Annotated in this window: 12 protein-coding genes; 10 read left to right on the top strand and 2 right to left on the bottom strand. The window is 72.3% G+C overall.

Translation table 11 applies throughout. From position 1 onward, the window contains the following. The first annotated feature begins 71 nt into the window (after positions 1-71). The 3 genes from ITI46_RS05010 to ITI46_RS35695 all read left to right on the top strand — a co-directional run bounded on the left by ITI46_RS05010 (position 72) and on the right by ITI46_RS35695 (position 5,999). Complete coding sequence (locus tag ITI46_RS05010) at positions 72-2,657, top strand: SpoIIE family protein phosphatase (RefSeq protein ID WP_307808062.1); 2,586 nt, start codon at positions 72-74, stop codon at positions 2,655-2,657. 315 nt (positions 2,658-2,972) lie between these two features. After that, positions 2,973-5,087 carry an ATP-binding SpoIIE family protein phosphatase gene (locus ITI46_RS05005; RefSeq protein WP_247745490.1) on the top strand — a complete coding sequence of 705 codons (2,115 nt, stop codon included), beginning with the start codon at positions 2,973-2,975 and terminating at the stop codon, positions 5,085-5,087. Between the two features lie 249 nt (positions 5,088-5,336). Further along, a complete protein-coding gene (locus ITI46_RS35695) occupies positions 5,337-5,999 on the top strand; it encodes a response regulator transcription factor (RefSeq protein ID WP_209238153.1) in 663 nt (220 codons plus the stop codon). 199 nt (positions 6,000-6,198) lie between these two features. Here the strand turns inward: ITI46_RS35695 and ITI46_RS04995 are convergent, their stop codons facing one another. Together ITI46_RS04995 and ITI46_RS04990 are read right to left on the bottom strand one after the other, a co-directional pair. Continuing rightward, positions 6,199-6,915, bottom strand: coding sequence for a response regulator (locus ITI46_RS04995; RefSeq protein WP_247745489.1), 717 nt, complete (start codon positions 6,913-6,915; stop codon positions 6,199-6,201). Then, the gene (locus ITI46_RS04990; RefSeq protein WP_307808061.1) at positions 6,912-8,288 is read right to left on the bottom strand and encodes a sensor histidine kinase; all 1,377 of its coding nucleotides are present in this window, start codon (positions 8,286-8,288) and stop codon (positions 6,912-6,914) included. The genes ITI46_RS04995 and ITI46_RS04990 overlap by 4 nt, the downstream gene beginning before the upstream one ends. Before the next feature lie 167 nt (positions 8,289-8,455). On the opposite strand from ITI46_RS04990, the gene ITI46_RS04985 reads away from it, so the two are divergent. The 7 genes from ITI46_RS04985 to ITI46_RS04955 all read left to right on the top strand — a co-directional run bounded on the left by ITI46_RS04985 (position 8,456) and on the right by ITI46_RS04955 (position 14,957). Then, positions 8,456-9,400: an ATP-binding cassette domain-containing protein gene (locus tag ITI46_RS04985; RefSeq protein ID WP_307808060.1), complete on the top strand. Its 945-nt coding sequence runs from the start codon at positions 8,456-8,458 to the stop codon at positions 9,398-9,400. Between the two features lie 124 nt (positions 9,401-9,524). Then, positions 9,525-10,298 carry a DUF2705 family protein gene (locus ITI46_RS04980; RefSeq protein WP_209238151.1) on the top strand — a complete coding sequence of 258 codons (774 nt, stop codon included), beginning with the start codon at positions 9,525-9,527 and terminating at the stop codon, positions 10,296-10,298. Between the two features lie 253 nt (positions 10,299-10,551). After that, the gene (locus ITI46_RS04975; protein ID WP_209238150.1) at positions 10,552-10,677 is read left to right on the top strand and encodes a lasso RiPP family leader peptide-containing protein; all 126 of its coding nucleotides are present in this window, start codon (positions 10,552-10,554) and stop codon (positions 10,675-10,677) included. Positions 10,678-11,238: 561 nt separating this feature from the next. Further along, positions 11,239-13,158, top strand: coding sequence for an asparagine synthase-related protein (locus tag ITI46_RS04970; RefSeq protein ID WP_209238149.1), 1,920 nt, complete (start codon positions 11,239-11,241; stop codon positions 13,156-13,158). Beyond that, a complete protein-coding gene (locus ITI46_RS04965) occupies positions 13,155-13,415 on the top strand; it encodes a lasso peptide biosynthesis PqqD family chaperone (protein ID WP_209238148.1) in 261 nt (86 codons plus the stop codon). Before ITI46_RS04970 ends, ITI46_RS04965 begins: the two co-directional genes overlap by 4 nt. Positions 13,416-13,426: 11 nt before the next feature. Then, a complete protein-coding gene (locus ITI46_RS04960) occupies positions 13,427-13,993 on the top strand; it encodes a lasso peptide biosynthesis B2 protein (protein ID WP_307808059.1) in 567 nt (188 codons plus the stop codon). Next, complete coding sequence (locus ITI46_RS04955; RefSeq protein WP_209238146.1) at positions 13,980-14,957, top strand: ATP-binding cassette domain-containing protein; 978 nt, start codon at positions 13,980-13,982, stop codon at positions 14,955-14,957. The genes ITI46_RS04960 and ITI46_RS04955 overlap by 14 nt, the downstream gene beginning before the upstream one ends. Positions 14,958-15,101 lie beyond the last annotated feature (144 nt).

Below are 15,101 nucleotides of genomic sequence, written 5' to 3'. Positions count from 1 at the left end.
CACAGTGTCGGATATGTGGATAATTGGTCCATCTTGGACGTATCCAGATCCCGACCAGGGGCGTGGGCCGTGTGAGCACCGAACCCGCCGACGAGGCGACCTCGCTCCTGGACACGCTCCGCGTCGGGATCGTCATGCTGGACGGCAACGGCACCGTCCTGGTGTGGAGCCCGACGACCGAGGAGATCCTGGGCTGGCCCGCCGATGACGTCGTGGGGCGTTCGATCGAGGATTTCCTGGAGGGGGACGCGGCCGAGCGCCGCGCACGCCGTAACAGCCTCGGCCGGACCGGCAGCTGGCGCGGCATCCTGCACATCCGCCACCGGGCCGGACGCACCGTCGAGGTCGAAGGGCGCGGCTCGCTGCTGCGGGACACCGACCAGCGCCCGTTCGTGCTGGCGAACATCATGGAGACCAGCAGGCTCCGCGCCGTCGAACACGATCTGGCCGCGCTGGACGCGCTGTTCGCCTCCTCGCCGCTGGGTATCGCGGTCTTCGACACCGAGAAGCGCTTCGTCCGCTTCAACGAAGCGCTCGTCCGGCTGAACAACGCCACCCGCACCGATCTGCTCGGCCACACGGTCGCCGAACTCCTCCCCGCGGAGATGGCCGAGGAGGTGATGAAGATCCAGTCCAGGGTGCTGGAGACGGGGCGCTCCGTCGTGGACGTGGTGACCACCGCACCAGGTGCCCGGGGCGCGCGCTCCGTCTCGTACTCCCGGATCGCCGACCGCAGCGGCAGAGTGCTCGGCGTCAGCTGCACCGTCATGGACATCACCGAGCGGCTGGAGGCGCTCAACAAGGCGGAGGCCGCGCGGCAACGGCTCGCGCTGCTGGACGATGTCGGGGTGGCGCTGGGCAACCTGCTCGATGTCCGCGCCATCTCCCAGGCGCTCGCCGATGTGCTGGTACCGAGGTTCGCCGACTACGCGGGGGTCATGCTGCGCGGCGAGGTCGCCGTCGGGGGCGATCTGCCCGAGCCCGTCATCCCGGTCGGTACGCCGCTGCATCTGTTCGGCTTCGCGGCGCGGGAGGGCGGTGAGCGGGTGGAGCGGCTGCTGCGGCTCGGCGGCGAGATCATCTACGAGCGCGAGTCGCTGCTCGGCCGGGCGCTGGACACCGGGGCGCCCCAAGTCGCCACCACCCCCGAGGAGATCCTGCGCGCGACCCGGCCGGGCGACCCCAAGGTCGAGGCCACGTTCGAGCTGGGGGTGCACTCGCTGATGGCGGTGCCGCTGCGGGCGCGCGGCACGGTGCTCGGGCTGCTGCTGGTGAGCCGGTCGCACGGGGACGAGCCGTACGTGGGCGAGGACCGGGCGCTCGCCATGGAACTGGCCGACCGCGCCGGCACCTTTCTCGACAACGCCCGGTTGTACGCGCGGGAGCGCGAGGGCGCGCTGATGCTCCAGCGCAGTCTGCTGCCGCAGCACATCCCGGAGCCGACCGGGGTCAGCATCGCCTACCGCTATGTGCCCGGCAGCAGCGGCACGGAAGTGGGCGGCGACTGGTTCGACGTCATCCCGCTGCCCGGCGGCCGGGTCGCCTTCGTGGTCGGCGACGTGATGGGCCACGGGCTGCACTCCGCCGTCACCATGGGACGGCTGCGCACCGCCGTCCGTACGCTGGCCGGGCTCGATCTGCCTCCGGACCAGTTGCTCGCCCGGGTCAGTACCGTCGGCGACGACCTGTCGCACGGCCCAGACGACCCGCTGATGGCCACCTGCCTGTACGCCGTCTACGAGCCGGCGCCGACCTCGGCGGGCAAGCGGTGCGGGGTGCTCACCATGGCGAGCGCCGGGCATGTGCCGCCGCTGATCGTCACGCACGAGGACGACGGCGGATGCCGCGCCCAGCCCGTCGACGTCCCCTCGGGCACCCCGCTGGGCGTCGTCGGCCCCGCACCGGACGAGGCGTATCAGCTGGCCGAGGTGGAGGTCGAACAGGGCAGCGTGCTCGTCCTCTACACCGACGGGCTCGTGGAGAGCAGAGGCGAGGACATCACCGAGGGGATCGACCGGGTGTGCGCGCTGCTCGCCGGCCCCGACTGCCACCGCGCCACGGCTCAGGAGGGGTTCACCTGGAACGGCGCGGGCGCGTACGTTTCGCCGGGCCCGGTGGGGGAGACGGGGTGCGGCGGCATCGAGAGCGCGTGCGACGTACTGATCGACTCACTGCGCCGGCACGGCAGCAGCGTCAACGGCCATCTGAGCACCGGGGACGATGTGGCGCTGCTGATGGCGCGGCTCGGCGGACTGCCCGGACACACCGCCGCCTCCTGGTCGTTCACCACCGGGAGCTACGCCGTGCGCCGGGCGCGGGAGGCGGTGCGCCAGACGCTGCGCGAGTGGGGGCTGAGAGAGCTGGAGGAGACCGGTGTGCTGCTGGTGAGCGAACTGGTCACCAACGCGCTGCGGTACGCGCACGGGCCCATCGGCGTGCGGATGGTACGCGACACCGGCCGGGACCCCGCGGGGCACGGCGGTGTGCTGATCGTGGAAGTCTCGGACCCGTTGCCCGAACCGCCGCGCGAACGCGTCGTGACCGAGGAACAGGAAGGTGGCCGGGGCATCCAGATGGTGGCGAGTGAAGCCCGCCGCTGGGGCACCAGGCACGGACCGGAGGGCAAGACGGTGTGGTTCGAACTCCCGCTGCCCTGACCGGAGATGAAGCGAGCCTCAAGGGGACCTGAAGCCCGGCTCAAAGCTGCTCGAAGCAGTTGCTCAGGTGGCGTGGGGTGGCGTGCTGTTGAAGGAGCGGTCCGGCCTGGGGGCCGGTGCACACTCATGGGGTTCGACGCGGCATTACCTGGTTAGGAGTCAGGGGTGACCCCCGTGAACAGCGGGGGTACGCGCATGTTGGCTCGTCGTGACGAGGAAGACTTGTGGCGATCGGGAAGAGCGGGCTCCGGATGGCTCTCCGGGCTGCCACACTGCTCGGACCGGAGGCGAGCACCGGCAGTGGAAGGGGCGGCATTGAGCGACATCCCAGTGGAGGCGGCCGGTAAGCAGGACGACGTGCGTCGTGCCCTGGCCCTGCTGAACGCCGCGGGCGCGCGGATCGGCAACTCACTGGATCTGGAGACCACGGCCCGCGAACTGCTGGACGTGGCGGTGCCCCAGTTCTGCGACCTGGCCTCCGTCGACCTCTACGTAAGTGTGCTGGCCGGGGACGAGCCCCGCCCTGTCGGGCCGATGGCCCCCGCGGACGCCGAGCGCGCCGGATTCCACGATGCGGACACCGTGCGGCGTGAGGGGCCCGAGGTGCGGCTGCCCGGCGAGCTGCCCCGGCGCCGCCGGGGTCCGATCGGCGCGCCGCGCGGCGAACTGCGCCGGGTGGCCTTCGCCAGCGCCGTCTCGAACACCCCCTACGACTACGGCCTTCCGGACGAGGAGGCCAGGACCGACGGGACGGTGGTCGGCCGGCGGGATGCGAGGGAGGGCGGCGCCGGCCCGCAGGGTGGCCCCCTCACGCAGGGTGTTTCCGTCGCGCAGAGTGCTTCCGTTGGGCAGGGCGCCTCCGTTGGGCAGGGCGGTGCCGGCCGGGCCCGCGTCAACGGCGTCCCGTCCGCTGCCGCCGCCGCTGCGGCCGTACAGCCTGGCCAGCCCGCGGAGGTCGGCTCCACGCACTGCTACGCGGAGCACTCCCCGTTCGCCATCGCGCTGCGCACCGGACGGGTGCAGAACATCACCAGTCACGACGGTTCCGTCCCGGCGCAGTTCGGGGCCGTCGTGCAGTCGACGCTCGCCGTGCCCATGGTCGCCCGGGACCGGGTGCTGGGGCTCGCGCAGTTCTCACGGGCCAAGGGCAGCGAGCCGTTCGGGGAACGGGACGGGGCGCTCGCCGCTGAGCTGGCGGCCCGCGCCGCGGTCTGCATCGACAACGCCCGGCTCTACCGCAGGGAGCACGAACGTGCCCTCATCCTGCAGCGCAGCCTGCTGCCGCCGGGCGATCCCGAGGCAGCGGGGCTGGAGATCGCCTGCCGCTATCTGCCGGGCAACCCGGCCACCGAGGTGGGCGGCGACTGGTTCGACGTCATCGAACTGCCCGGCCACCGCACCGCCATCGTCGTCGGCGATGTGATGGGCCGCGGGCTGCGCGCCGCCGTCGCCATGGGCGAACTGCGCACCGCCGTACGCACGCTGGCCCTCACCGACATGGAACCGGCCGAAGTGCTCGGCGCGCTGGACGAGATCGCCCGCGGCCTCGGCGACCCCCGCAGGCAGCACCCGCAGCGTGGCCAACGGGGCAGCGACACCGATCTGTCCGAGGTGTATCTGGCCACCTGTATCTACGCCGTCTACGACCCGGTCTCGCGGCGCTGCACGTTCGCCAACGCCGGGCACCTGCCGCCCATCATGGTCGAGCCGGGCGAGCCCGCGCTGCTGCTGGAGGTGCCGAAGGGGGTGCCGCTGGGGGTGGGCGGCGAGCCGTTCGAGGAGGTCGAGATCGAGCTGCCGGAGGGCGCGATGCTCGCCCTCTACACCGACGGCCTGGTCGAGTCCCGCGACCATCCGCTCGACGAGGGGCTCGACCGGTTCCGCTCGGCGCTCACCGACGCCACCGAGCCCCTGGAGGACACCGCTGACCGGGTGCTGCGCACCCTCAACGTGCACCACGGTGAGGACGACATCGCGCTGCTCGTCGCCCGGGTGCAGGGCCTGGACGCCGGGAACGTCGGTGACTGGACGCTGCCGCCTGAACCGCGCTCCGTCGCCCGTGCCCGCGAACTGACCTGCGAACAGCTCGTCGCCTGGGGTCTGGACGCGCTGAGCGACACCGCTGAGCTGCTGGTGAGCGAGCTGGTCACCAACGCGCTGCGGTACGGCGAGGGCAACATCAGGCTGCGGCTGCTGCTGGAGCGCACGCTGGTGTGCGAGGTGTGGGACGCGGGGCAGGTCCAGCCGCGCAGGCGCCGGGCCCGGGACACCGACGAGGGCGGCCGCGGGCTGCAACTGGTGGATCTGCTCAGCACCGGCTGGGGGAGCCGCCGGGTGCCCTCGGGCAAGGCCGTCTGGTTCCAGCTGCCCCGCCCCGAAGAGGGCAGGGCGGCACCGGATCCGACCGAGGCGTTGCTGAAATTGTTCTGAGTGACGCACTTTCTCAAAGAAAGTGGCCGAAACGCAGCGCCCCTTTTTCGGGGTGTTGCGCGGAACCCTCGCATACGTCTGGATGCCCCTTTTTTCTGGGTCCCTGCCCCGATAAGATTTCCGCTCGGGGATCAGTGATTCTTGAAACGGGGGTGCTGCATGGGTGTGCGGCTCATAATCCTTGACGACGACCCGGTGTATCGCATGGGCGTCAGAGCGGCGGCGGAAACGGACGGCACAATCGCAGTCGTGGCCGAACAGTGCCTCCCGGAACGGCACGCCGGATGGTCGGCACCCAAGTTCGGGGAATTCGCTGGGCAGGCGGACGTGATCCTCGTCGGCGGCCCGAGCCCGGCCCGGCTGGCCGGTGCGGTACGGCTGCTGACGTGCGAGGCCCAGCGGTTGCCCGCGCGCGAGGGGCAGCGGTTGCCCACGCATGAGGGGCAGTCGGCGCGGCAGCGCGCCGGCCCGGCTGCGCGGGTGCTGGTGGCCTCCGACGACGGCAGCACGGCGGCCGTCGTCTCGGTGATCCGCTCCGGTGCCATGGGGTATGTGATGAAGAGCGTGAGCGCCCGTACGCTGCTCAGATCGGTGCATCTGCTCGCCGAGGGCGGTGCCGCCTTCGGCGCCGGGGTGGCCGAGGGGCTGCGCGGTGGACTGGGGATGCTGCCCGAGCTCCCGAGCCGGCTGGCCTTCCCGACGCTGACCGAGCGGGAGCGGGACATCCTGGAACTGCTGGCGCTCGGCTGGGAGAACAAGCGCATCGCCCGTCGCCTGGTTCTCGCGGAGAAGACCGTACGCAACCACATCACGGGCCTCTTCAGAAAGCTGGAAGTCCCCGACCGGAACGCCGCCATGATGCGGGCGCGGGCCGCGGGGATAGGGGTGGAGCAGAAAGCCGCGGAGGTGTGAATTCAGAGGGCGGGATCTCGCGGGCCTTGCCCCGTGGCGCTCCGCGATTCCCGCGGAACCCTCGAATCCCATCGGAACCGCGGATCCATCGGAATCCCGTGCCTGGCATTCACGTTCGGTGAGATGTGTTCCGATGAAAGCTGACTTCGAATCAAAGGCCCCGGAATTACGGGTGGTCACGATTTCCGTGCCGGGGCCGCTATCTGTGCGGAGGGCTGGAGGGGGTGACGAGGCCGTGCTCGTATCCCGTGATCACCAGCTGGACGCGATCCCTGGCGCCGAGCTTGTCGAGCAGCCGGCCGATGTAAGTCTTCACCGTGGCCATGGACACATGGAGTTCGGCGGCGATCTCCGTGTTCGACAGCCCTCTGGTCACCAGCAGCAGCACCTCGCGCTCGCGTGCCGTCAGCGGAGCAAGGCTCTCGGAGACGGCCGGCACGTTCTGCGGCTGGCGGCAGAACTCCTCGATCAGCCGGGAGGTGACGCTGGGCGCCAACAGCCCCTGGCCCGCTGCCACCGTACGGATGGCCCGCACCAGCTCGGCCGGGGCCACGTCCTTGAGGAGGAAGCCGCTGGCCCCGGACCGCAGCGCGGCGAACACATACGAGTCCATGTCGAACATGGTCAGCACCAGCACCCGCACTCCCTCGGCGTCCGGGTTCGCGCGGATCAGCCGCGTCGCCTCGATCCCGTCCAGGCCGGGCATCCGTACATCCATCAGGACCACGTCCGGACGCTCGCTCACCGACAGCTTGACCGCCGCTTCACCGTCCTCGGCCAGTCCGACGACCTCGAGGCCGGGTTCGGCGTTCACCAGCACCCGGAAGCTCTCCCGCAACAGCTCCTGGTCGTCGGCGATCAGCACCCTGACCGTCTCGGGGGCATTGCTCATCTCGGCATCGGGGGCATTGCTCATCTCGACCGTGACGCCTCCTGATTCGTGTCCTGCGCTGCCTGTTGTGCGGCGTCCTCCGGCGGGGACTGCCGGGGGCGCAGCGGGATGCGGGCGCGCACCGCGAAGCCCCCGCCGGGCACCGGAGCCGCCATCAGCTCACCGCCGTACATCGCCACTCGCTCCCGCATGCCGAGCAGCCCGTGCCCCACGGGCTGCTCCGCCGTCCGGCCCGCGCCTCTTCCGGCTCCGGGCCGTGCCGCGTCGTGGTCCGGCTCCGCCTGCGTGCTGCGGGCGGCTTCCGGCGACGGGCGGCGCGCCGCGCCCTTCCCGGTGTAGCTCTGCCAGCGCCCGCCGTCGTCGATGATCTCCAGCTGGAGGTGATCGAGTCCGGCCACCAGGACGAGCCGGCAGTAGCACGGGGCCGCGTGCTTGATGACGTTGGTCAGCGCCTCCTGCACCACCCGATGCCCGGTCCTGGCCACCCCGTCCGGCAGTCTGCCCAGCCCCTCGGTGCTCAGCTCCACCTCGACGCCGGCCTCGCCCGCCCGGCGCAGCAGAGCGTGTACGTCCGCCTTGTGGGCCAGGCTCGGGTCCGGGTGGCGCGGCTCCTCCTCGCCGTTGGACTCGTTGCGCAGCAGGCCCAGGATGCCCCGCATTTCCTGGAGCGCCGTGCGGCTCTCCTGGTCGATGACCCGCAGCGCCTCGGTCGCCTCCTCGGGCGCCACCTCCGCCACATGGCGGGCGACGCCCGCCTTCACGGCGATCACTCCGACGTGGTGCGCGACCACGTCGTGCAGCTCGCGGGCGATCCGCAGTCGCTCCTGCGCCACCGCGTTGACCGCCAGCTGCCGGGCCGCCCGCTCCGCATAGGCCCGCCGCTCCCGGATGGCCTGCCCGGACACCCAGGTCAGCCCGCACACGATGAGGCCGGACAGCCACACGGGCAGCCCAACGCTGACCGCCGCTGACGGTGTGCCACCGGCGACCAGCACGAGCAGGATCAGCGCGCTGCCGCCGCCGACCGCCCACCGCGCGGCACGCCCAGCCCTGGCGCTGGTCACGGCGACCGCGTAGAGCGCGAACGCCACCGCCAGGAACGGCTCCAGGAGGACATCGAGCACCGAGGTCGCCGCCGAGGCCGCGACGACGACCAGCAGCACGGCACGCGGCCACACCCGGCGCACGGCCAGCGGCAGGCTCATCGCGAGGAGCAGCGGCACCCCGAGCGCGGCCGGGGCCGGGGCGCCGTGCTGCACGGGGGACAGCACGGCGTAGAACAGGGCGAAGGCCAGCGCCGCGGCACCGTCCCACGCCAGCAGCTGCCGCCGGGTCAGGCTGCCCTGCACCCAGCTGCGACGCTGCTCTTCCCTGCTCTGCCCACCGTCACCGGTCACTCGCACACCGTAGCCCGCCGACCCCCTTCCGCACGTCCGACCACGGTCGGTCAGACCGCGGTAGGAAGCGCGCCGCGAGCCGCCGGTCGGGTCCACCTCAGGTCCGGCCGGAAAGTTCGGAGCCCGGTCCGATGTCTGCGGCGCCGCTCCGGCGCCATGCTCGATACGTGATTGAAGTGCAGCATCTGACCAAGTCCTACGGCCCGGCGCGGGCCGTCGACGATCTGAGCTTCGCGGTGCGGCCGGGACGGGTCACCGGCTTCCTCGGCCCCAACGGCGCGGGCAAGTCCACCACGCTCCGGCTGCTGCTCGGCCTCGGCGAGCCGGACGCGGGCCGGGCCCTGCTGTTCGGCAAGCCCTACCGGGAGCTGGCCGACCCGCTGCTGCGGGTCGGGGGGCTGCTGGAGGCCAAGTCGACGCAGCGCACCCGCAGTGCCTACCACCACCTGCTGTGGCTGGCCCGCACCCACCGCATCCCACGCTCCCGCGTGCGTGAAGTGCTCGGCATGGTCGGCCTCTCCGACGTGGCCGAACGCAGCTCGGGCGGCTTCTCGCTGGGCATGTCCCAGCGGCTGGGCATAGCTGCCGCGCTGCTGGGCGACCCGGAGGTGCTGTTGCTGGACGAACCGGTCAACGGGCTTGACCCGGAGGGTGTGCACTGGCTCCGCAACCTGCTCAAGGAGCGCGCGGCCGCCGGGCACACGGTGCTGCTCTCCAGCCATCTGATGAACGAGATGGCCGTCACCGCGGATCACCTGGTCATCATCGGGCGCGGCAGGCTGCTGGCCGACACCAGTCTGGCCGACTTCACCGCCGAGCACTGCCGCAGCGTGGTCCGCATCCGCTGCCATGAGCCCGAGCGGCTGCGCGGGCTGCTGCGCGAAGCCGGCGCCGAGGCCGGGCCCGAGCCGGACGGCACGCTGCGTGTGACCGGGATGGAGAGCCGCGAGGTGGCGAAGCTTGCCCGCGCCCACGACATCGGATTCGACGAACTGGCGGGAGAGTCCACCTCGCTGGAGGAGGCGTTCTTGGAGATGACCGCACGCGAGACGCAGTTCACGGCCGGCAGTGGCGCCGGCCCGCGGGGAGGTGCCGGTCATGGTGCCCTCTGAGACCACCGCCGCGGCGTCCTCCGGCCCGTCGGACTCCTCGGACCGCTCAGACTCCTCAGGCTCTTCCGAGCCCTCCCAGGCGTCCGGAGCAGTACGCTCGGCCGGAGGCTCCGCCCTCCCGGCCGTGCGCGGCCGCGCAACGCCTGCGGCGATCCGCGCGGAGTGGACGAAGGTCCGTACGCTGCGCTCCACCCTCGCCGTGCTGGTGGCCACCTTCGCGGTCAGTATCGGCCTGGCACTGATCTCCGGCATCTCGGTCGGCAATGCGCTGGAGGCCGACAACGGCAGGGTACGGCCGGACTTCAACCCGGTGGATTCCGGCTTCAACATCGTCTGGTACACGCAGTTGGGGCTCGTCGCCTTCGGAGTGCTGCTGATCACCGGCGAGTTCGGCAGCGGGATGATCCGGGTGTCTCTCGCGGCGGTGCCCCGGCGCGGTCGGCTGTATCTGGCGAAGGCCGCCGTGTGCACGGCCGTGACGCTTCCCCTCGCGGCCGTCACCGTGGCGCTGTCCTGGCTGCTGGACCAGGAGGGTCTCGGTGAGTACGGCGTCCCGCTGGACGAGCCGGGCGTGCTGCGCGGAATGGCGCTGGGCGCGGTGTATCTGACCCTGCTCGCGCTGCTGGCGTTCGGCGTGGCGACAGCGGTGCGCTCGACGGCCTTCGCGCTGGGGGCGATGTATGTCTTCCTGTTCGCCGTCTCACCCCTCAGCCAGGCCGTTCCCGGGCTGAAGGACGCGGCGCGCTATCTGCCCGACAAGGCGGGTATCCAGGCGCTGAAGGTGGGCGCCGACGCGGACCCGTCCCTCGGCCCCTGGGGCGGCATACTCGTCGTCGCGGGCTGGACGGCGCTGGCCCTGCTCATCGGCTGGCTCTCCTTCCGGCGCAGGGAGGTGTGAGGGCTCGCGAGGTGTGAGGGCTCGCGAGGTGTGAGGGCTCGCGAGGTGTGAGGGCTCGCGTAATGGGTGCAACGGGGTTGTTGAGACGGGGAGCCACGGGAGGAGCCGGGGCTGGGGAACAACGGGACACATTCGGGACCATTGTCCCAAGTCGCAGGGACACAAAGGCCTTTACCTTCGGAGGTGTTCACGGGTTACGGCGGTGCATCGGCCGACATCGCCCGACCGACCGATGACTCTCACGGAGGATCCCATGGAGCACACCTACGAGCCCCCGGCCCTGACCGAGCTCGGCGACTTCGAGGAACTGACGCAGTGCCTGCCGTCGGGCGACTGCCCCGACTTCCTCGGCTGCGGCCGCGCGCTGTGGTGCATCTGACGCCACACAGCCGCACGCCAGAGCCGGCGTAAGCAAGTGCCGGCCTAAGTGAGTGGCCGGGGAGCGACCTTCCCGGCCACTGCCGTTCCCGGCCATCGCCCTCCAGCGACCGGGCCGAGGGCCGCGCCGCACGCCGGTCGTGGTCCCCGGCCATACGCCGACGTCGTACGACGCACGTCTTATGACACGGGGTCCGGAGACCCTTGCGCGCACGACTGCGAGACCCGGCCGCCTACTTCCTGTACCGGTAATTCACACGTCATACGTCACACGCACCCTGCCTGCGAGGGGACCTCAGGTCACTTGCTTGCGCCGGGCGCCTCAGGCGACACGCTTCCGCAGATCGCCTCAGGCGGCACTCCTCCACCAGCCGCCGGACGCCACGCCTACGCCGACCACGGGGCCCCCACGCGTACGCCGGCCGCGAGCCCCGCGCATGGTGCCGATCGCCATCCGCCGCCGCCATACGCCCGCTCCCATACGTCGCCGCCATCCACCTGCCGCCATCCACCCGCCTGCCGCAAATTCGTCTGCCGCCACGCACCAGGAGACGCGCTGGACATGGACTTCCTCATCCTTCCCGACCATCCGGCTGCCCAGGAACTCGTTGCCCGTACGCCTGCGCTCGGGGCCGCGAGCGTGGTCCCGCATGCCTCCGGTCGGCCGTGGCTGCTCGGCTGGTGGGGCGGAGGCGCGGTGCGGGTGTTCGCCTCGGGGGCGCGGCGGCTGGCGGTGGTCGGCAATGCCCGGCCCGCGGCCGACCGGATGCAGCGTGCGCTGGAGCGGGCCGGGTCGCTGTCCGGGCTCGACGCGGCGGCCCGCTCGATGGCGGGCTGCTGCCATCTGGTGGCCAGTTTCGAGGGGCGGGTGCGGGCGCAGGGGGCGCTCTCGACCGCGCGGCAGATCTTCACTGCCCGGGTCGCCGGGGTCACGCTCGCGGCCAGCGGCCCCGCGCCGCTGGCAGCGCTCGCCGAGGCGCCCTGCGACGAAGCCGCGCTGGCGGCCCGGCTGCTGACGCCGTATGTGCCCTGGCCGCTGTGCCGCAGGTCGGTATGGAGCGGGGTCGAGGCCGTCACCCCGGGCCACTGGCTGGAGCTCGCGCCGGACGGCTCCGCGCGGGAGCGGCGCTGGTGGCAGCGGCCCGCACCGGAGGCTCCGCTGCCGCAGGCCGCCGCAGCTGTGCGGGAGGCGCTGCGGGAGGCGGTACGGGTGCGGGCCGAGTCGGCTGGGACGCTCAGCGCGGATCTGTCCGGTGGGCTGGACTCCACCTCGCTCTGCTTCGTCGCGGACGATGTGGCCGCACCCACCCGCACGTACCACGCGGTTCCGCTCGACCCGCGCAACCCCGATCACCGCTGGTCCCGGCTGGCCGCCACCCACTTCGGCCTCACTGTGCACCACACCGAGCTGGCGCACGACCACTCGGCGCGGCTCTTCGGCCTCGCCGGCGACGGCGAGGGCGGGACGGACGAACCCGACGGCGGTGAGGGCCCGCTCAACTGGCGCTGGGGCGGACCGCATCTGCGGGCGCTTTCCCGTACGGCGTACGAGGAGGGCTCCAGGCTGCATCTGATGGGGCTCGGCGGCGACGAACTGTTCGGGCCGCTGCCCAATGGCCTGTGGGCCATGCTCCGCACCGAGCCGCGCGCCGCCCTAGTGCAGATCCGCCGCCGCCAACTTCTCAACCGTTGGCCGCTGTCGGCCACTGTGCGCGGGCTGGCCGACCGCTCCGGCTTCCCCGAGGCCCTGCGCTCCCTGGCCGGGCGGCTGACCGGCCCGCCGCCGCAGCGCTGGCAGGTCGGCTTCGGCTGGACGGGGGAGCTGCGGATGCCCGCATGGAGCACGCCTGAGGCCGTCGACCTGGTCCGCGGGGCGCTGCTGGCCGAGGCCCGTGCGGGCACACCGCCGCTGGACGGCGACCGGTTCGGGCACCAGGTGCTGGAGTACCTCGCGTTCGAGGGCACCACCATCCGGCAGACCGCGCGGGCCATGGCGCCGTACGGCATCGCCTGGGAGGCGCCGTTCCTCGACGACCGGGTGATCGAGGCGGCGCTGTCGGTACGGCTTTCCCAGCGGATGCGCTCCGGCAGCTTCAAGCCGCTGCTGGTGGCGGCCATGCGGGGCATCGTCCCGCAGGACGTCCTCGACCGTACCGACAAGGGCGAGTTCAGCGCCGAGCTGTACGAGGGCCTGGCGCGCGGCAAGGAGGGGGCCGTCGCCATGTGCGCCGGGCTGCGGCTGGGCGCGCGTGGCCTCGCCGACGCCGACGTACTGCGTGCGGCGCTGCTGAGCCCGCCCGAGGAGGGGCGCTACGCGGCGCACTTGGAGAACACCGTCGCCGTCGAGGCATGGCTGCGCTCTGCCTGCACCAGCCCCGGGTTGCCGCAACTCCGCCCCGAGCCGCCGCAGCCCCGCTCCGGGCCGTCGCCGCACACCCCGCCGCTGCCGCCGACCACGACCCCGCTGAAGGAGGCATCATGACGCTCGCCCTGCCCCGCGAGGTCATCCTGACCGAGACCGAATCCGGAGTGGTGCTGCTCAACGAGAAGGACGGCCGTTTCTGGCGGCTGAACGGCTCGGGCGCCACCGCGCTGCGCATGCTGCTGGAGGGCAGCACACCGCAGCAGACGGCCGAGCGGCTGAGCTCGGCCGCCCCCGAGTTCCTGGAGCGGGCCACCGCCGATGTGCGCGGACTGATCGACGCACTCAGGACCGCAGGACTGCTGGTGACGCGATGAGCTTGCCAGGGGTGGGAGAGCGAGCGGTGCGGCTGGCGCCGCACCGGCAGCTGGAGGCGCGGGCGGCGGTCGGAGTGGCCCGGCTGCTGGTGAAGCTGAAGCCCGGCCGACTGCGCCGGGTGCTGACGGTGCTCAGCCGTGGCGCCCGGCCCGCCGGACGGGAGCGCGCGCTGTACGCACGGCAGGCGGCCGTCTCGGTGAGCGCGCGCTGCGCCGGGCTCGGGTGTCTGCAACGTACGGTCGCCGCAGCGCTGTTGTGCCGCCTGCACGGGGAGTGGCCGGACTGGTGCTCGGGGTTTCGTACCAGGCCGTTCGGAGCGCACGCCTGGATCGAGGCAGACGGCGAGCCGGTCGGGGAGGGGGAGGCGATCGACGCCTTCCGCACGATGATCGCCGTACGCGCCCGGCCCGCGCGTGGAACCAAGCCACCCCGCGCCGGGAAGCCGCCGCTGCGCACCAGGGAGTCGCCCCGCGCCGGGATACCGCCCCGCACCGGGGAGTCACCCCGCGCCGGGAAGCCGCCCCGCGCGGCCAGGACGTCCCGCACGCCGAAGGGAGCTCGCCATGGCCACGACTGACGAACTGGCCGTCCGCACCGAGGACCTGGGCAAGACGTACGGCGACACCCCCGCGGTCGTCGGGCTCGACCTGGCCGTGCCCCGCGGGGTGACGTTCGGCTTTCTCGGGCCGAACGGCGCGGGCAAGACGACGACCATCAACATGCTGTGCACACTGCTGCGGCCCACCGCGGGGCGGGCCTTCGTGGCCGGGCACGACGTGGTGGCCGAGCCGCACGCGGTACGCGAACGCCTCGGGCTCGTCTTCCAGGAGACGACGCTCGACATGGACCTCACGGCGCAGGAGGCGCTGCGCTTCCACGCGGAGCTGTTCGGCGTTCCCTGGCGGCAGAGCCGCCGCACGGTGGCGGCACTGCTCGAACTGGTGGGCCTGACCGAGTGCCGGAGCCGCCCGGTGCGGGAGTTCTCCGGCGGCATGCGGCGGCGGCTGGAAATCGCGAGGGGGCTGCTGACGGCCCCGCAGGTGCTCTTCCTGGACGAGCCGACCACCGGTCTTGACCCGCAGACGCGCACCGTCATCTGGGAACATCTGCACCGGCTGCGCCAGGAGCGCGGCATCACCCTCTTCCTGACCACGCACCACCTGGAGGAGGCCGAGCACTGCGACCTGCTGGCCATCATGGACAACGGCCAGGTCGAGGTGGAGGGCACCCCCGCCGAGCTGAAGGCGGAGGTGGCCGGCGACACGGTGCTGCTGCGCACCCGCGACGACGTGGCGGCGGCGCGTGTCGTGGGGGAGCGCTTCGGTATCGAGGCGTCATCCGGTCCGGAGGGGGTGCGGCTGAGCGTCGCGGACGGCGCGGCGTTCGTCCCGAAGTTCTGTGCGGAGGCGGGCATTCCGGTGGTCTCGGCGACCGTGACCCCGCCCTCGCTCGACGATGTGTTCCTGCACCACACCGGCCGCACCATCCGTGCCGAACGCAGCGGTCCGCTGACCGTCGAGGACGTGGGGAGGCGGCGATGAGCGCCGTAGAGGCAGGACCGCAGGGGGCCGAGGGCGTACCGCAGGGAACCGGGGCCGGGGCCGTACCGCAGAAAGCCGGAGCCGCACCCCAGGGAACCGGGGCCGAGGCCCCGCCGCCGGGGCAGCCAGGTGCCCCGTCCGCCC

The sequence above is a fragment of the Streptomyces oryzae genome, assembly GCF_017676365.1.
Taxonomy (GTDB): Bacteria; Actinomycetota; Actinomycetes; order Streptomycetales; family Streptomycetaceae; genus Streptomyces; species Streptomyces oryzae.
Note: the sequence above shows the minus strand (reverse complement) of the source record. Positions and strands in the feature narration are given on the sequence as shown.

Bases quoted from the DNA above. Each gene is read 5' to 3' on its own strand.
- ITI46_RS04995 (WP_247745489.1), bottom strand. From the start codon at position 6,915: ATGAGCAATGCCCCCGATGCCGAGATGAGCAATGCCCCCGAGACGGTC.
- ITI46_RS04975 (WP_209238150.1), top strand. From the start codon at position 10,552: ATGGAGCACACCTACGAGCCCCCGGCCCTGACCGAGCTCGGCGACTTC.
- ITI46_RS04970 (WP_209238149.1), top strand. From the start codon at position 11,239: ATGGACTTCCTCATCCTTCCCGACCATCCGGCTGCCCAGGAACTCGTT.
- ITI46_RS04965 (WP_209238148.1), top strand. From the start codon at position 13,155: ATGACGCTCGCCCTGCCCCGCGAGGTCATCCTGACCGAGACCGAATCC.
- ITI46_RS04955 (WP_209238146.1), top strand. From the start codon at position 13,980: ATGGCCACGACTGACGAACTGGCCGTCCGCACCGAGGACCTGGGCAAG.